The sequence below is a fragment of the Niveispirillum fermenti genome (assembly GCF_048066175.1).
GTDB lineage: Bacteria > Pseudomonadota > Alphaproteobacteria > Azospirillales > Azospirillaceae > Niveispirillum > Niveispirillum fermenti.
The window spans coordinates 1-17,175 of sequence record NZ_JBLTXA010000007.1 but is presented as its reverse complement, the minus strand read 5'-3'; the positions used below and the strand labels follow the sequence as shown (position 1 = coordinate 17,175).

At 66.0% G+C, this 17,175-nt stretch carries 15 protein-coding genes; 4 read left to right on the top strand and 11 right to left on the bottom strand.

Translation table 11 applies throughout. The features are described 5' to 3' along the window. Nucleotides 1-12: 12 nt before the first annotated feature. Entirely contained in the window at nucleotides 13-1,746 is a 1,734-nt protein-coding gene (locus ACM9LZ_RS09105; protein WP_416619076.1) for a ShlB/FhaC/HecB family hemolysin secretion/activation protein, read from the bottom strand. 466 nt (nucleotides 1,747-2,212) lie between these two features. Here ACM9LZ_RS09105 and ACM9LZ_RS09100 point away from each other — a divergent pair, with 466 nt between their 5' ends. The 4 genes from ACM9LZ_RS09100 to ACM9LZ_RS09085 all read left to right on the top strand — a co-directional run bounded on the left by ACM9LZ_RS09100 (nucleotide 2,213) and on the right by ACM9LZ_RS09085 (nucleotide 5,251). Continuing rightward, a complete protein-coding gene (locus ACM9LZ_RS09100; protein WP_416619075.1) occupies nucleotides 2,213-2,572 on the top strand; it encodes a hypothetical protein in 360 nt (119 codons plus the stop codon). After that, nucleotides 2,569-3,906: a hypothetical protein gene (locus tag ACM9LZ_RS09095; RefSeq protein ID WP_416619074.1), complete on the top strand. Its 1,338-nt coding sequence runs from the start codon at nucleotides 2,569-2,571 to the stop codon at nucleotides 3,904-3,906. Before ACM9LZ_RS09100 ends, ACM9LZ_RS09095 begins: the two co-directional genes overlap by 4 nt. 105 nt (nucleotides 3,907-4,011) lie before the next feature. Then, a complete protein-coding gene (locus ACM9LZ_RS09090) occupies nucleotides 4,012-4,746 on the top strand; it encodes a hypothetical protein (RefSeq protein ID WP_416619073.1) in 735 nt (244 codons plus the stop codon). Nucleotides 4,747-4,765: 19 nt separating this feature from the next. Then, nucleotides 4,766-5,251, top strand: coding sequence for a DUF3592 domain-containing protein (locus ACM9LZ_RS09085; RefSeq protein WP_416619072.1), 486 nt, complete (start codon nucleotides 4,766-4,768; stop codon nucleotides 5,249-5,251). Here ACM9LZ_RS09085 and ACM9LZ_RS09080 read toward each other — a convergent pair. The 10 genes from ACM9LZ_RS09080 to tssB are packed head-to-tail and all read right to left on the bottom strand — an operon-like array spanning nucleotide 5,241 to nucleotide 16,963. Further along, nucleotides 5,241-5,630, bottom strand: coding sequence for a DUF4280 domain-containing protein (locus ACM9LZ_RS09080; protein WP_416619071.1), 390 nt, complete (start codon nucleotides 5,628-5,630; stop codon nucleotides 5,241-5,243). The two genes, ACM9LZ_RS09085 and ACM9LZ_RS09080, sit on opposite strands and share 11 nt — an antisense overlap. Before the next feature lie 40 nt (nucleotides 5,631-5,670). Then, on the bottom strand, nucleotides 5,671-6,216 hold the full coding sequence (locus tag ACM9LZ_RS09075; protein WP_416619070.1) for a DUF4123 domain-containing protein: 546 nt from the start codon (nucleotides 6,214-6,216) through the stop codon (nucleotides 5,671-5,673). Beyond that, nucleotides 6,213-8,309, bottom strand: a complete 2,097-nt coding sequence (locus ACM9LZ_RS09070; protein ID WP_416619069.1) for a type VI secretion system Vgr family protein — start codon at nucleotides 8,307-8,309, stop codon at nucleotides 6,213-6,215. Before ACM9LZ_RS09070 ends, ACM9LZ_RS09075 begins: the two co-directional genes overlap by 4 nt. Then, nucleotides 8,306-10,954, bottom strand: coding sequence for a type VI secretion system ATPase TssH (gene tssH / locus ACM9LZ_RS09065; protein WP_416619068.1), 2,649 nt, complete (start codon nucleotides 10,952-10,954; stop codon nucleotides 8,306-8,308). The genes ACM9LZ_RS09070 and tssH overlap by 4 nt, the downstream gene beginning before the upstream one ends. Next, nucleotides 10,951-12,033, bottom strand: coding sequence for a type VI secretion system baseplate subunit TssG (gene tssG, locus ACM9LZ_RS09060; RefSeq protein ID WP_416619067.1), 1,083 nt, complete (start codon nucleotides 12,031-12,033; stop codon nucleotides 10,951-10,953). The genes tssH and tssG overlap by 4 nt, the downstream gene beginning before the upstream one ends. Next, nucleotides 11,997-13,865, bottom strand: coding sequence for a type VI secretion system baseplate subunit TssF (gene tssF, locus ACM9LZ_RS09055; RefSeq protein WP_416619066.1), 1,869 nt, complete (start codon nucleotides 13,863-13,865; stop codon nucleotides 11,997-11,999). The genes tssG and tssF overlap by 37 nt, the downstream gene beginning before the upstream one ends. Beyond that, on the bottom strand, nucleotides 13,862-14,341 hold the full coding sequence (locus tag ACM9LZ_RS09050; protein WP_416619065.1) for a type VI secretion system baseplate subunit TssE: 480 nt from the start codon (nucleotides 14,339-14,341) through the stop codon (nucleotides 13,862-13,864). The genes tssF and ACM9LZ_RS09050 overlap by 4 nt, the downstream gene beginning before the upstream one ends. A 25-nt stretch (nucleotides 14,342-14,366) precedes the next feature. Continuing rightward, a complete protein-coding gene (locus ACM9LZ_RS09045) occupies nucleotides 14,367-14,843 on the bottom strand; it encodes an Hcp family type VI secretion system effector (RefSeq protein WP_416619064.1) in 477 nt (158 codons plus the stop codon). 42 nt (nucleotides 14,844-14,885) lie between these two features. Next, nucleotides 14,886-16,412: a type VI secretion system contractile sheath large subunit gene (gene tssC, locus ACM9LZ_RS09040; RefSeq protein WP_416619063.1), complete on the bottom strand. Its 1,527-nt coding sequence runs from the start codon at nucleotides 16,410-16,412 to the stop codon at nucleotides 14,886-14,888. Next, on the bottom strand, nucleotides 16,409-16,963 hold the full coding sequence (gene tssB / locus ACM9LZ_RS09035; protein WP_416619062.1) for a type VI secretion system contractile sheath small subunit: 555 nt from the start codon (nucleotides 16,961-16,963) through the stop codon (nucleotides 16,409-16,411). The genes tssC and tssB overlap by 4 nt, the downstream gene beginning before the upstream one ends. Nucleotides 16,964-17,175 lie beyond the last annotated feature (212 nt).

Here is a 17,175-nt window from a genome sequence, read left to right as displayed (position 1 = left end):
GTTGTCCGGTGCCTAGAATTTGCCGGTCAGCTTGATGGAGACCTTGTCCTTGCCCAGCCGTTCGCCGATGGCGGCTGTGGGGTTGCGGGACAGCCGCCGTGCATATTCGGTCTCCAGCTCCGCGAAACGGCCCAGGCGCAGGCGCATGCCGCCGCCCAGCGAATGCAGGTGGCGCCGTGGCGGGTCGCTGTCGGCGATGTTCCAGACCGTGCCGTAATCGTAAAAGCCGTAAAGCCCGGTGGAGGAGCCGGCCAATGACCAGTCCAGCGACCGGGTTGCGACCAGTTCCAGCGAACCGCCTGCCATATGGTCGCCCGTCAACTGTCCGTAATAATAGCCGCGGCCGATCTCCATGCCGCCCAGTTGCGCCTTCTGGCTGGGGGGCAGCACGTCGAACGCATATTGGCCCACCAGGCTGGCCACCAGGTCGAGATCGACCGTCCCCCAGCTTTCAAGTGCCTGCCGGCGGGTGATCCGGGCCGACAGCTTGTCCATCTCCGGCGTGCTTTGCGGCCGCGCCGTCAGGGCGGCGTTGCGGGGCGTGGCGCCGAAGATATGCAGGCCGCGATCGAAGGCGGCGGACAATTGCGTGGCACCGCGCCAGCCATCCAGATAGGAAAGATCGGCTGACAGGCGCAGCACGCGCAGATGGCTTTCGCTCAGCCGCTGGCTGGTGGCATCGGGCGGGTTCAGGTCGATATCGGCATTGTTCACGGTGACGCCGGCGGCCAGCGTCAGGTTCGTGCGCCGGCTGCGGATCACGGGATGCGACAGCGTGGCGCCAGCCACCAGCACCGTGCTTTCAAACCCGGCCTGGCCCAGTGTGCCGCCGGGGCGGGAGGGGCCATAGCCGCCATGCACGCGCAAAAGCGTGCCATCCAGCCCGACCGGCAGGGTGACGGCCAGTTGGCCGTAAAGCTGTTCCTGACCACCGGCGGAGAACAGGTAGGCTTCCACCCGCTCGCCCAGGGATGTCATGGCGTTCAGGGACAGGCCGGCTCCGATCTGCCACGGACCGACGAAGGATGATCCGCGATTATCGATATTGGCGATCCCGGAATAGGCCGTGCGGGCCACCTCCAGCGTCAGGCGCACCTGGCCGTTCCGCCGGCTGTCCGGGGCGGCGCTGAACCGGGCGCGCACCGCGATGCCGGGAAGATCCTGGATCAGCAGCAGCAGCCGTTCCACATCCTGCATCCTGACGCCCGTCCGGTCTTTCAGCCGCCCGGCCATGGCCAGGATGCGCCCGCCCACGGGCCCCGCATCGCCTGCAAGCTCGATATCGGTGATCACGCCTTGCACGACATCCATGTACACGGTTTCGCCATCCTCGCCCGGCGACAGCGTCTGGGGCCTAAGGATGACGCGGGTCAGGAAATAGCCATGCTTGCGGTACTCGGCGGCCAGCCTGTTCCGGATGGTGAACAGGGTGCTGACCGTGATGGTCTTTCCCTTGTATTCCTCGTAGATCTTCGCCAATTGCCCCGGAGCCAGGAGAGGCGTGTCAGCGGGCGCCGTGTCGGTCAGTTCAATGTCCCGCAGCCTGAATGCCGGGTCCTGCGGCGAGAGATAGGGCAGGTCCTCATCCACTTCCGGCCAGTTGAAGGCGGCGGCAGGCCCCTGGGGGCGGTTCTGCTGCATCAGGTTCTGCGGCAGTTCCGGCTGCGTTTGGGGGAGCCCTGGCGGCTCTTGTGTCTGGGCCGATGCTGTCACCGGCCACCCCAGCGCCAGCGCCAGCCCCGTCATGCCTGGCCCCGGCAGGCGCCCCCTGCGGTGATGGTGTTGGGCGTAAGGAAGGGTGCATCGATTTATATGCAGAAATCTTATCATGATTATCCACTTATCAATGATTTCCGATGCTTTCCGCCCATCGCAGTCAGCCGTTCCGGGTGGTTCCGGCCAGGGATATGCATTAGGGGATTTGCAATTGTGGAAGAAGATGGATATTTCTAAAATTCATTGTGCATAACGGAAAGAAATTCAATCCAAATTATTAATCAAAATGAAAGAATAATAGAGAATTCGATTATAATTATAATCACAAAATAAATTTCTGCTGGATTGGGTTAATTTTGCAATTACTCTTCGTTGAAGGCTCATGTAGAAATGTGCCATCACCGTGCTGTCCGGTAAGCCATGTCCCTGTAAGGGGGCGGGCGGCCGGTACCCTTCCGGCACGGTGTTCCATGACAAGCGACAGTTTCGGGGCTCCATGCTGCGGATCGATCACGATCAGGTGAAGGTGCTGGAGGCGGCGGCCTGGCCCGTTTGGGTTGATCGTCATGCGGAGCAACTGGCCGTGCTGTTGCCGGAGGTGGCGGCGCTTTATCCCGGACAAGCTTTCCGGGATATGGTGGACGGATTGCTGCGGCGGGCGGATCTGCACGGCATGGTCACCATGGGGGAGGCGGTGGCCTACCTCTATGCTGCGCTGACGCTGGGCATCGGCTTCGAGACGCGGTCGCAACTCGCCTGGGTGCCCGCTGCCCTGGCCGCGACGGGAGAGAGCCGCGCGGCCTTGCTTTGGAAAGGGGTGGAACAGGAAGCCGGACGGGCGGAGGCCAGGACATGAGGGTCGCGACCAAACCGTTTAAGGCCAGCGCCGTTGCCGCCGCCAACGCCGAGACCGCGCGGAAATACAAGCCCACCCCTAACCCCGGTGATCCCGAATACGGTGCTTTCCAGCAGGATTGGATGGACCGCTACGTCGCCGAAGGGGGGGGATATACAACGCCCACGGCCGAGGCACGGCAAGAACGGGTCCGCCAGGACCGTGCCGTGGCGGAACAGAATGCCGGCACGCGGGGGACAATGGCCGCCTGTCCGGTCGGACCGCAATTATCGGCCCACCCCTCTGCGCCACCGCCCGTGGCCGACGATAAATGCCCCTGCAAGCTGTCTTCCTTTGATGTCCGATGTGGACATGGCCGGGCGGCGCGGGACAACCTGTTGATGGTGGTCGCGGATAGCGTTGCCGGTGACAAGGTCAGCGTTGCTGCCCTGGCCGCCGGCGACTGCGGCGACCGTTTCCGCCTGCGCGTGGACGGTACGGACATCGACCGCCGCGAGCCGGGGACGGCGGAATTCAAGATACGCGCACCGGCCGCCGCCGGCATCCTTCCGCACAGACTGCACAAGGTTTCCCCCACCATCCGCATGGTCAGCGTCCAGACATGCGGCGGGGTGGGGCGGACGGTGAAGGTGGCGGCATATCCGTCGGGTCAGGTGAAGTTCTCCGTCGATCTGCAGAATCTGCTGGATCGTTTGAAAAAGCTGTCGAAGGGCCTTCCCGTCGGGGAGGCGTTCAAGGTCCGTACCTTCCGCGGGCGGCGCGAGAAGAACTGGAAAATCAGGGAGGGCAAGGAAATATCCCTTACCGCGCAATGGGAAGAGGATGAGGGCAGCCATCTCGCCTATTGCTCTTTGAAGATGACAGGGTCGCTGGCGCCATTTCTGGGTACCGATGCTTCATATCGGATTCTGGCAATTCCAACACCGCCACTGATCAACAAATATTTGAAGGCCGGCTTCTTTCTCAATATTGCCTTGGGGGTGGATATCGAAGCGAATGGTATTCGCACATATTGGCCTCATAACGGAAGATACGAATCGAAATCAATTTCAATAAGAGTGATTGGTTCCGGAAGCGTAGAGCCTGCAATAGAGCTTTTAGTATTAAGTAAAGATATATTAAGGGCAAGTTTTTCTGGAATATCGAGTATCGAAGTAAATGGCGGTGTTTATGCTTTGGATGGTGAGAATCCAAAAATTAAAACAAATTTCGTATTTTCTCCTTTAAGGATCAACGTAGAATTTAAGATGGCTTGGGGTTTGATTAATTATGAAAGGGAGTGGAATATATTCAATGAAATAAAAGATGAAATTAGCGAAATAAATCTATGGTGAATAATATTAATTGAAGAAAAAATGTGCAATTTTTGCGAATTATTTTAATCAAAATCAATAGAAAATAAATAATAATTCGAAAAATGGAGGTCGGATGTGACTATAATGGTCCAGCTTCATGTCGACAGTCACGCGGGCTCTGTGCCGGCCCGGCTGACGATTTGGGTGAATGGCTTTCTGCTGGTCAATGACCTGACGGGAGAGCGCAGCAGCAGTCGGTTGGAACCCTATATCCGTGCCGGCGAGAACCTGTTGGAGGTGGAGATCACCGGCGCTGTGGATGACCGCGTCACCGTGGCTGTGCAGATAGTCGATCCCGATAACGGAGACCCCGGCCGTTCGCTGGTCTCGATCACCCTTCCCGCCGCTGGGGAAAACCCTTTCAAGGCGTCGGAAAGGTTCGACCTGGCAGGTCCCTGGCCGATCTGGTTGTGGACGACGTTTCCCTCTGTGATGCGTCCGGATGATCCGGATATTCTGCTCAGCGCCCGTGCCGTTGTGGCCAGGCTGGCAACATTGCTGGCCAGGGGGCCGGATACCGAACTGCTCGATATGCTGCGCCTGAAGCATGATGAGATCGGGCTCGCCTTGGATATCGGTGGTCCGCACATGGATGCGGGCCTGCGGGACGGGCTGGCGGCATTGCGCCGGCAGGACGGGTTCCGGGTGGAAATGGCCCGTTCCGCACAGTTCCGCTTGTCATGGTCGTCTGATCTTCGCCTTGCCCGTGCCCTGCGGGCTGACGGTACGGATGCCATCAGGATCGGTGCAGCCGGGCGGATGGACGGGTTCGAGGTGACGCTGGGCTGTCCCGACGGCACCTGGCAGGTTGTCCGATGAGGCAGCGCCGGGTGATGATATGAGGCAACGCCGGGTGATGGTACTGGGCCTGCTGATCGCGAGCATCGCCATCCTCGTCGGTGTCTTTCTTCTGCACCGTTTCCACGAACAGGCCGGCTGGCAACAGGTGGATGGCCGGGTGCTGGAAAGCAGTTTGAAGATCATCCGGTCGTATCAAAGCAGCGGTGGTTCCCTTTCTTCCCCCGTTTGGACCTTCACCATCCGCTATCGCTATCAGGTGGATGGCCGCACCTATGTCGGTGACCGCTACAGCGACGATAGCCAGACTGCCGATGCCAAGGGTGGGAAACCGCCGCCGGCTGATCTGCTGGAACGGGTGGCCCGGCACCCGCCGGGTGCGCCGGTCACGGTGCATGTGGCCCCGGGCCGGCCCGACCGGGCCGTGCTGCGCCCGATGCCGCTGATCTGGCAGCCTCTGGCCTTTGGGCTGGGGCTGCTGGCCTTGTGCATCGCGTGGGGACTGCGCGGCCGGTTCAGGGGATGATGCAGGTCGTCTGGCCGGGATACGTGATGCTGATCACCCCCAGCCACAGGCAATGGCAGCGGCTTCGACTGTTCAGCGCGGGGATGTGGCCGATGCCGACCGTCGGGCTGCCGGGCGTCCAGGGTGTGGATGTCGCCGGCACGCAGCGCTGTGGGGTCAGTACGCCCTGGGCCGCCGCCGTCGCGGCGGCGACGGCGGGGTTGGCCAGGCTGATGCACAGGCCGAAGGGCGGGATGTTCACCCGGGGACGGTGGTCGGTGATGCATGCCGGTGGTGCGCCCCCTGTCAGGCCGCCCGCTCCGGGCTGGACCGTCAGCCGGGCGGGTGCCGTGCCGTGCGTGCAGGCCATGATGGCGCCGGATATCACCTGCAATGGCATGGGATACCTCCTGTCCGCGTCGCTTTCGGGCGCCCCCTTCTCATGTGCCGGCCGCCATCAGGTCGATGGCCGATCGCAGCGGGGGCGCGTCCGGCACGGGCATGAAGCGCAGCATCTGCCGGCCGCCTTCGGCCTCGGTCATCAGTGATCGCAGCGGCCCGAACAGGCGGGTGGCGTCGGTCGGGGAACAGGTGGGCAGGAAGGCCTGCAGCACGCGGGGATCATAGAAGCGAAACCGCATGATCCGCCCATCGGCCAGCGTCACCATCAGGAAGCGGCGGAAATGGCGGCGCAGCAGGGGCAGTGACGCATCGGCCTGCGCGAAGATGCACCAGGCCCGTCCCCAGCCGCCCGACAGCAACCAGTCGGTGAACCCGTCCCCCGGTTCCAGGGCCACCAGATGGGGTGCGGCGGCGGCCACCTCGGGGTGCAGCCGTTCCAGATAGAGGCAGGCGTGCCGCGTGCCATGCCGGTCCAGCCGTTCCGCCAGATCGGGACAGGCGGCGCCATCCACGACCGCGAAGGTGGCGGCGGTGCCGGCAAACAATCCGGCCTTCACCCGGTCCAGCATGTCCGGCCGCATCATGATGTCTCCCCGCAGGGTTCGCAGAAGGCGGCGGCATCCAGATGCGCCTGGCGCAATTGCCGGGCCACGGGATGTGTGCCCGCCGGCCCGGCTGACCTGGGTGCGTCCCTTGCGGCAGCGGGGGCCGGTTCCCGGCCGCGTCCGCCCTGTGGCGGCCTGCGGGGCGGTTCGGCCGTGCCCGGTGTCGCCCCGCGCCCCTGGCCGGGGGCACCCCCGCTGTTCACCCGGACCATGGGGCCGGAGATCGTGACCCCCTCCGGACCGACCGTGATGAAGGACCCGCCGGCCTTGATGGTCACCTGCGCACCGGCTTCCAGCACGATGCTGGTGCCGGCCTTCAGATGGATTTGCGTACCCGCTTCCAGCGCGGCAAGCTGGCCCACGCGCTGATGCTGGTCCTCCCCCACGATCAGGCTGGCCGAGCCGTCCACCTGCCGGAAGCCGTCCCCTTCCACGATATGATGATCGTCGCCGCCCACCCGGATGCGCTGCTGGCCCGACACACCCAGATGCCGGTCGCCGCCGATGCCGGCCACGTCGTCGCGGCGCACATGGCGTTCCATGTCGCGCTCGGCCCGCAGGAACAGCCGCTCCCGCCCGGCCTTGTCCTCGAACAGCAGTTCGTTGCAGCCCTCGTTTCCCTTGCTGGATCGGCTGCGGAACCCCGACATCGTGCCCTGGCTTTCCGGATCGAAGGGGGGCAGGGCGTCGCCATTATACACGCGGCCGGTGATGATGGGCCGGTTGGGGTCGCCATCCAGGAAATCGACGATCACCTCCTGCCCCACGCGCGGCAGGAACTGGGCGCCCCATTCCCCCCCGGCCCAGGACTGCGACACCCGGATCCAGCAGGATGTGCGCTCCCCGCTGCGGCCGCTGCGGTCCCAGTGGAAGCGCACCTTCACCCGGCCATACCGGTCGGCCCAGATCTCCTCCCCGGCCTTTCCCGTGACGATGGCTGTCTGCGGCCCGTGCATGCGGGGCCAGGGCGTCAGGCTGGCCGGCCGGAAGACCGTATCGGACGGAACGCAGCGGAACCGGCATTGATAGGCGGGCACGGGCGCATCCGCCGGCTCGCCCTGGTCGAACGCATCGGATCGCAGTTCGATGCCGGTCTCCACCACCAGATACTCGCGGTTCTGGTCGGGCCGGGGGTGGTGGGTCAGCGTGAACAGGGTGCCCGCGGCCAGTTCGCGGACAAGGGTGCGCCCGTCGCACAGCACCCGCTGCGCCGCCACGGCCTGCATCCGCCGCCGGGCGATGGTGTCGCCGGCTTCCGCCCGGCGTCCGCGTGGGCGGTAGGTCATGCCGCCGGGATAATCGAACCGCTCCAGGTCCGACAGCGGATGGCTGCCTTGCATGCTGCTGGCATGGCGCAATGCCTTGCCCGGCTGTTCGAAATCGAAATCGCCGACGGCATGGCGGCCGCCCTGCAGGCTGCGCGTCGATTGCCATTCGCTGACCGACCGGGCCAGATCGTCCGGCTCCTGCCGGAACCGCAGGGCGGGTCCGGGGTCCAGCGGGTCGTGGGCGGCGCTGCTGTCGCACAGGACCAGGATGTGGCGGCCATTGGCGTGCCGGAAACGGTAATGGATGCCTTCATGCTCCAGCAGGCGGCTGATGAAGGCGAAATCGCTTTCCTGATACTGGACGCAATATTCCCATGGGTCATAGCTGTCGGTCAGCCGCGTCTCGACCGCTGCGAACGGGTAGGGGGCCAGCACCTCCCGCACGATGTCGGGCACGCTCCTGTTCTCGAAGATGCGGCTGTCGCGCGTATGGTCCAGGCACCCGAACCAGGGCCGCAGCGTGGCCCGGATCAGGTTATAGCGCTGGTGGGTTCCGGCCTGGGCGATGTCGGTGACGATACCGTTGACATGGCGCTCCTCCCCGTCCTGGCGGCGGATGCGCACCGTCATGTCGGTGCCGGGCAGCCCCTCCAGGTCCAGGCGGGACTGCGTGGTCAGCAGTTCCAGCCTGTATTCGAACGGCCGGCTCAGCGCCTCGGTGCCCGACAGGCGGTACAGCAGCAGCGTATCTTCCGGCAGTGCTGTTGCCACGGCAAAGGCGCGATTGGCCTGCGTCGGTGTCATCCGGCCTCCGCCTTCCCGTCGTCACCGGGTCCGACGGCTTCCTGCCCGAAATCGTAAAGGAAGCCGGTTGCCGGATCGGCCGATACATGCACCCGTGTCACCGGCGGCCCGCCCGTGCCGGCTTTCAGGACCGCGTGGGCCACCGTGGGCAGGATGCTGCCGGTCAGGATGGCGTCGATCATGCGCCCGCCGCTGTCGGTCTCCACGCATTGTTCCAGCACATGCGCGATGGTGCGGTCGTCATAGGTGAAGGGCAGCCGGCGCGTTGCGGCCACGCGGCGGGCGATGCGGTCCAGTTGCAGGCCGATGATGGCGCGCAGCTGCGCGGACCCCAGCGGATAATAGGGCAGCACCACCATCCGGCCCAGCAGCGCATCGGGAAAGACGGCCAGCAGCGGTTCCCGCAGCGCGGCGGCAATATCCTCCGGCCGGGGCGGGGTGCCGTGCCGGCACAGTTCGCGTGTCATGCCGCTGCCGACATTGGATGTCAGCAGGAAAAGCGTGTTGCGGAAATCGATGCGCCGGCCCTCGCCATCCTCCATGGCGCCCTTGTCGAAGACCTGGAAGAAAATCTCATGCACGTCCGGGTGGGCCTTCTCCACCTCGTCCAGCAGCACGACGCTGTGCGGGCGGCGGCGGACGGCTTCGGTCAGCACCCCACCCTCGCCATAGCCGACATAGCCCGGCGGCGCGCCTTTCAGGGTGGAGACGGTGTGCGCCTCCTGGAATTCGCTCATGTTGATGGTGATCAGGTTCTGCTCACCGCCGTAAAGCAGGTCGGCCAGGGCCAGGGCGGTTTCGGTCTTGCCCACGCCGCTGGGACCGCAGAGCAGGAAGACGCCGACGGGCTTGCCGGGGTCGTCCAGCCCGGCCCTGGCGGTCTGCACCCGCTGCGCAATCCTTTCCAGCGCATGGTCCTGACCGATGACGCGCTCCGCCAGCCTGTCGGCCAGCGCCAGCACGGTTTCGGACTGGTCGCGCAGCATGCGGCCGACGGGGATGCCGGTCCAGTCGCCGACCACCTCGGCCACGGCCTGGGCGCCGACGGCCGGCACCAGCAGCGGCGTCTCGCCCTGGCGTGCCTCCAGCTCGGCCCGCATGGCCGCCAGGCTCTCCAGCAGGGGACCCCGGTCCGGGAACCCGTTTTCACCGCGCAGCCGGGCCTGCGCGGCCAGGATGGCCGTCACGCGCGCCTTCTCGTCCGCCCAGCGTTGGTCCAGCAGGGTCTGGCGTTCGCGCAGGACGGACAGTTCCTCCCCGATCCGCGCGATCCGCTCCGCCGCGTCCAGCCCGATATCATGCTCGGCCCTCCGCGTCGTCTGCTCGGTTTCCAGGGCCGCGATGGCCCGGCGGCAATCCTGCAGGGCGGCGGGCACGGCATGGTGGCCGATGGCGACGCGGGCCGCGGCCGTGTCCAGCACGCTGACCGCCTTGTCGGGCAATTGCCGCGCGGGGATGTAACGCTGGGACAGCGTCACGGCGGCTTCCACGGCCTCGTCCAGGATCTGGACGCCGTGATGGGCGGCCAGCGGGCCGGCCACGCCGCGCAACATGTCGATGGCCGTCGCCGCCGACGGTTCCGGGATCTCCACGACCTGGAAGCGGCGGGTCAGCGCCGGATCCTTCTCGAAATACCGCTTGTACTCGCTCCAGGTGGTGGCGGCGACGGTGCGCAGCGTGCCGCGGGCCAGGGCGGGTTTCAGCAGGTTGGCGGCATCGCCGGCCCCGACCAGTGTGTGCGCCTCATCGATGAACAGGATCACGGGGGTGGCGGCGGCTTGCACCTCGTCGATCACCTGGCGCAGCCGCTGCTCGAACTCCCCGCGCATGCCCGCACCTGCCTGCAGCAGCCCCAGGTCCAGGCTGCGCAATTCCACCTGGCGCAGGGCGGGCGGCACGTCTCCGGCCGCGATGCGCAGGGCCAGCCCCTCCACGACCGCCGTCTTGCCGACGCCGGCCTCCCCGGTCAGGATCGGATTGTTCTGCCGCCGGCGCATCAGGATGTCGATGATCAGGCGCACTTCCGCGTCGCGGCCCGTGACGGGGTCGATCCGCCCCTCCCGCGCCCGCGCCGTCAGGTCGGTCGAGAAGCGGTTCAGCGCGTCGCGGCGGCCCATCAGGGCGGGGGCCGGCCTCTCCGGTGCGTCCGGACCGGCATCGTCGGTTGCCACGGCCGGTCCGGCACCTTCCGCCCCCACCTCCAGGCTCAGCGCCTCAAACCCGATCCGGGTGAATTGCAAGGACATGTCCGCCAGCACGCGCGCCAGCCCTTCATCCTCCAGCATGCCGATCAGCAGATGGCGCATGTCCACCATGCCGGCCCCCTGCAGCAGCGAGGCGACAACCCATCCCCGCTCCACGGCCTGCCACAGGGACAAGGCGAAATCCTCCGCCGGATAGGGATCACGCGGCAGGCGTTCCAGCGCGGCGCAGATATCCTGGTGCAGCCTTTCCACCACAATGCCGGACCGCGCCATGATGGCGCGCAGGGCCGGGTCATCGGCCAGCAGGCATTGGTGGAACAGGTGGACCGGCTCCACCAGCGCGTGCCCCTTGATCTGGCAATATTCCACGGCCGCAGCCATGGCGGCGTAAAGCGGGGGCGACAGCTTGTTCAGGGTGTTGTCCCGGCGGCTGATGCTCATGGTCCGTTCCTTTGCCAGGGGGTGCCGCCGGCCGGTGCGCACAGGGTCAGGTCGCCGGCCGGACCGGGGTCGGCGCGCCCGCCGATCCAGCCGCACAGGCCCAGGCGCAGCCCGTCCCCGGCCCGGGGTTCCGGCACGGCGTCAGCGGCCAGCAGCAGCGTTATGTCAAACTCGATCTCCCCGCCGGCATGGACATGCAGCAGGGCGCGCAGCCGCTCCAGCGTCTCGCCGCCCGGCAGGAAGCGCTGATACTCGTCCAGCGCCATGGGCCCCAGTACCAGGCGGGCCCGGTATTGAACGTCGGGCACCCGGTCGCCCAGGACGGCACCGTCGCCCAGCCGCGTGCCGCCATCCTGGCCCAGCCGCCACTGCATGCCGGGCGGCAATGGCAGCCATGCGGGCGTGAAGGGGATGATTGCGGCCTCTATGCCGAACAGGCCGCTGATCATCGCTTCCAGTCCGGCAATGCCCCGCACGGCCGATTGGGCTGTGGCCGCGTGGTGGCGCAGTGCGTCGGCCAGCCAGGGATCGGTCCGGCCGGTGCCGCCGTCCGGGCCGGTCGCCGGGGCGGCGGGGTCGATCCCCACCAGCGCGCCGATCAGGCCCGCGAAATGGTCGCCTTCGCCCGTGGGCCGGTCCAGGCCCACCACGGGTTCCGCCGCTGCCCAGGCACGGTACAGCAGGGTCAGGACCCTGTGATGGAAGATGTCGGTGAAGCAGCGGAACCCGTCCGGTCCGTCCTGGCGGCTTTCCGTCGCCAGCACGGCTTCGGTGAAATGCAGCGGCAGGACGCCGTTGGGACCGAACAGTCCGGGCGCCGTGATGCGCAGGGCGGGGGGGCCGTCCTCCATCATGTCCAGCCCTTCGATCTGCGTGGGCTGGAAGGCCAGGGTGACGGCCTGGACCAGGCGGACCGGTTCTTCCTCCAGCCGGCCGCCGAAAATCCCCAGGCGCGGGGCGTCGGGCGCTGACGCCTCGGCATGGCGCAGGGCGGCGAACAGTTCATAGGACGGGGCCGCAATGGCCAGCGGATGGTCCGGCCCTATGGCTGGTCGCGGCGACCGGTCCTGATCGGCCATCGCTTGACCTCCCCGCGCTCTTCGTCGAGCACGACCGTCTGGGTGAAACAATTGGTGGAGACATAGCGGGCGAAGAACTCGTCCAGCACCATGCCCAGCAGGAAGCCGGTACCCTCCGCCATGGCGCGCCGCGTCATGCCCAGGCTGATCTCCAGCCCCCGCATGTGGCAGATGGGGCCGGGACCTGGATGGCGTGCCACGATCGGGCGGATGGCGACGGACCGCAGCAGGTCGATCTGGTCCGGTACGGCCGGGTCCGCACTGTCGGCATGCAGGTGCAGCAGGTCGCGCAGCCTGGCGGCGGCGGCGGCCGGGTCGCGGTCCAGCAGGGACAGCAGGTTCAGGGATACAAGCGACACCAGCCGCCAGGCGATGCCGCCTTCCGCGGTCAGCCGACGGGGCGGTGTCAGGCGTGTCAGGCAATGCACGGCCTCCACCGGGGCGGGTTCCTCCGGATGCAGGTCCAGCATGCCCTGGCCGCGTGCCAGCCGGCGCGGCAGGTCGCCATTGCAGCACAGGGCGGTGATGCCCAGGAAGCGCAGCGCGTGCGGGACCGGGGCATTGTCGCGATCGACCAGCGCGATCGTCACCTCCTGCCCGGCATGGGGCATGCCGGGCGTGGGATCGGCGGCATGGCGTGCCCGGCGGGACAGTGTGTAATAGGCGCGGCCCGCCGGATCAGTCCGCCCGCCCTGGCCCGCGAACAGGGGCTGGAAATCATGTGTGTGCTGGTTGCCTGCCCCATATCCCTTCACCGACAGCAGGGAATGGATCTCATGGTCGTGCGGGTTGTGCGGGTCGGCGATGATGTCGACCCCCGTCTGCCGGTTGCCGACCGGGATGGCGCCCAGGCGCCGCTCGAACAGGTTTACGGCCGGCGTGCAGAACAGGGCGAAATTGCTGGCCGAAACCTGGCCGGCATGCAGGTGGGGGTGCGCCCTGTCGAACAGGATCACGATCTCGAACCCCGCCGTGGCACAGTCGCGCAGCGCCGGGCGCAGCCCTTTCAGGCGGACGAACAGGAACCGTTCGGGCAGGGCGGCATATTCCTGCAAGAGGCGGGTGCCGTCGAAATTGCGGGCCAGCACGGGCAGCATCGCTTCTTCCGGCCTGTGGCCCATGCGCTCCAGCGCGTCAGGCGGCAGAAGCCGGCCGTGACCGCCATTACCGGCGGGCCGTACCAGGATGGTGGCGGTCCCGGCCAGAAGATGTTCGTGCAGGGCCGCCGTCACGCCGGGCGCTCCCGTCAGGAACAGCGGCAATGCGTGCAGTTCCAGCCTGTCGGCCGTGATCCCCTGCCGGCAGGTAAAGGACAGGCGCAGCGCCGCGCCCGCTGCACTGCCGGGCGGCAGGCCCAGCGCATGGGCGGCGGCGGGCGTTCCGGCATAATCGGCCCGGGCCAGGGTGATGGGAAACAGCGTCACGTCATGGGCGGTCCGGAACAGGCAATGCTTTTCCGGCCAGGCCTCGTTGACGCCCCGCAACAGCGACCCGCGGGGCAGGCTGTGCCCCTCCGGCAGGCCGGCATCCCCGCCGCGGGGCTGGAACTGCACGATGGTCATCGATGGGACGGGGGCCAGATAATTGGGGTTCACCGCTTCCAGCATGTGCCCCGCCAGGCGCGGGAAGCGTGCATCCAGTTCCTGCTGCACCCGTGCCGTCAGGAACGCCACCCCCTCCAGCAGCCGTTCCACATCGGGGTCGTGGCAATGCTGGGGTGTCAGGCCCAGGCCGCGTGCCATCTGGGGGAATTGCCGGGCGAACAGCACGGCCCCCTCCCGCAGGTGGCGCAATTCATCCTCGTAATATCGGCTGAGGCCGGCATAGATCATCGATGTCTCTGGTCCTGTGGTATGTTCCCCACGGTGCCGGCGGTGAAATCAACGATAGTGTTCAAGGTGACCTGCAGGCGGGCCGGCACCGCCTCCACGGTGCATTCCACGGTGAAGGCCATCTGCCCTGCCGGCTGGTCGTTCGCGGGCCCGTCGAACCGGACCCGGATGGTGCCCGGCACGATCCGCGGCTCGAACGTTTCCAGGGCGGCCTGCAGGGCGCCCTGCACGGCCAGGATGGTATTGTCGGTCACCGCCATGCCGGCAAAGGCGGGCAGCCCGTAGCCCAGGACGGAACCTGCGGCCATCGATCCGGCCGGCACCGTCCCTCCGGCCGTGGTTTGCAGCAGGATGGCAAGGTCTGCGACCAGTTCCTGCCGCCATGCCTCCAGCGACCTTGCCCGTGCGGGCCGGTCGCGGCCCGACAGCCGGTGGCGCAACGAGGGCTGGTAGCCGTTGGGCGTGTCCCGCCACATCGCGATACCCCCCCGTTGCCGGCTGTCAGAGCTTGCAGTTCTCGGCCAGGTTCCAGCCCGCTTCCTTGAAGGAATCCAGGGCGCCGGCGGCACCCTGCGGCGCATAGGACATCTTGACCGAGGAGAAGACCAGCTTGACTTCCTCCAGTGGGTTCTTCTCCGTCTCCATCAGCAGTTCGAAGCTCTGCACCATCACGTCGGACATCAGGAATTTCAGATATTCCTGCTGCGTGCCGCCCGTTGCCTTGCGCACGATCAGCGTCGCCTGGCTCATATAGGCGCCGGTGGCGCAATTGATGAAAAGCTGGTGGGAACTGGCATCGGTGACCTTCTTCAGCCAGAGGCCGGGGATGTTCACCTTGCCGCCGCTATAGCCATGCTTGAAGGTCAGATCCTGGAAGGTGGCGAACCGGAAGGCTTCCACCGCGATCTTGCCCTTGTAGGCCGCATCGCGCGCCTCACCGGGAACGCCATCGATATCAAGGAAAATGTCACCCGCCATCATTCACTCCTGTCGGTGGGGGGAGGGGGTTGCCGGCCCGGCTCAATCCCGCTTGGAGGGGACCAGCGAGGTCAGCCGCATGGAAACGGCCATTTCCTCGATCTGGAAATGCGGCCGGAGATTGAAGATCGTGTTGTAATAGCCCGGCCGCTCGGGATCGGCCGTGACCTCCACCCTGGCGTCGGCCAGCGGCTTTTCCGCGCGCAGCTTCTCACCCGCCGTCTTGGGGTCGCCCAGGACATAGTTCTTGATCCACTGGTTCAGCCAGCGCTGCACCTCGTCGGCCGTGCTGAACTGGTCGGACCCGATCTTACGGTAGACGATGCGCATCAGGTAATGCGCGAAGCGGCTGGTGGTGAAGATATAGGGCAGCCGGGTGCCCAGCCGTTCCTCCGCCGTCTTCCCCGGCGCCCCTTCATAGGCCACGGGCCGCCGCAGGTTAGGGGCGTCGAAGAAGGTGGCCTGATTGGAATTGCGCTCGTGTACCAGCGCTGTCAGCCCCTGGGCCGACAGGGCCGTCTCTTTGCGGACGGGCAGGGCAATTTCCGTGGGGCAGGTCGCATCAAGCTGGCCGTCGGCGGCTGTGAAAAGATGCTGCGGCAGCCCTGTCACCTGGCCGCCGGCCTCTGCCCCGCGGATGCGGCTGACCCAGCCATATTCTGTGAAGGCGCGATTGATGTTGACGCCCATGGCATAGGCCGAATTGGCCCAGCACAGATGCTCTGGCGCGTCATTATCCACGCTTTCCTTGAAGCTGACATAGCCCTCGGCTTCATTGGCACCCGGCTTGTAGGGTGCCCGGACCAGGAAGCGCGGCATGCACAGCGACAGGTACCGGGCGTCGTCTTCATTCCGCAATTCCCGCCAGGCCGCATATTCGACCCCGTCGAACAGCCGGTCGAGGTCCGATACGGTCGGATAATCGCGCCAATTGTCGATATTGCACAGGGCGGGCGCTGCTGCCGCGATGAAGGGTGCATGCGCCGCCGCTGCAATGCGGCCCAGCCGCTTCAGCGTGTCCACATCCTGTTGCTGGTGATCGAACTGGTAATCACCGATCAGGCAGGCGAACGGGTCGCCATTATGGCTGCCGATGGCATCGTCATAGATATGCGTGAAAAGGATGCTGCGGTCCCATTTATCTTCCGCCTTGCTCCTTTTCAGAACGGCCTGTATCTCAGATTTGGAGATATTCAGGACCTTGATCTTCTGAAGGCTGCTGGTGGCCGTGTTGTCGACCAGATATTGCAGGCCCCGCCAGGCGCGTTCCAGTTCCTGGAAGTCGGGATGATGCAGGATGGCGTCGATCTGTTCGGCCAGGATATTGTCCAGCCGGCCGATGATGGCCTGGATGGTCTCCTCCACATCCTCGCCGATCAGCGTGGTGTCGCGCAAGGCCTCGGCGGCCAGCAACCCGATGGCCTTGTCCACCTGGCTGGCGGCCCTGTCGTTGCGGGGCCGGAATTCCTTGCGCACCAGACGGCGGAAATGGCTGGATGGGCTATTGTCGTCCGCCGTTTGCGTGCCGGTGGTTTCCGGCTGCGGCTGGGCGTGCGTCTGTGCGCTCATCGGCCTGTTCCTTCCTGTGCCGGTCCGTCCTCATCACCGCCCGGCCCGGTGGTATCGGCGCTTTCCTGTGCCAGGGCGCGCATCAGGTCGGGGTCGCTCAACAGCTTTTCCAGCACCGCGATGGCGCGCGACCGGCCGCCGACGGTAGCCAGCAGGTCGTCCAGCGCCTGACGGGCATGGAACAGCCGGGCCAGGGGCGGCACATTGCGGGCGATGGCCGCCGGCTCGAAATCGGCCATGCGGGTGAAGGCCAGATCGACGCCCAGCTTGCCCTTGCCGTCGATCCGGTTGGGGACCGTGATGGAAACCGACGGCTTGTAGATATTGAACTGATCGTCGAACGTCTCGCTGTTGACGTTCCGGAATTCCCGCGCTTCCACATCGGGCAGGTGAGCGCGATGCTTGCCGGTCAGGTCGGACATCACGCCGGTCACAAAGGGGATTTCGACCTTGCGTGTGGCGCCGCCATCATCGACGTCCAGGGTGATCAGGACGCGCGGATGGTCTTCTTTCCTGGCCAGGGCCCTTTGGCCACCTTTGTTCAATGCCATGGTTGCAGGCTCCCTTTGGACAGCCGCCATTGCGGGCGGTTCGGCTTGGGCTGGTCGGGCGACGGGTGGGCATGGGGCGGGAACTGTCGGTACAGGCGGAATGCCTGGCGGATGGTCCTGCCTACGCCTTGCGGTAGATGGATTGCTGACGAGATGCCACAGGTCTCTCACCAGCCCATTGAATGACCAAAGACGGGGTGAGCGCACATCGC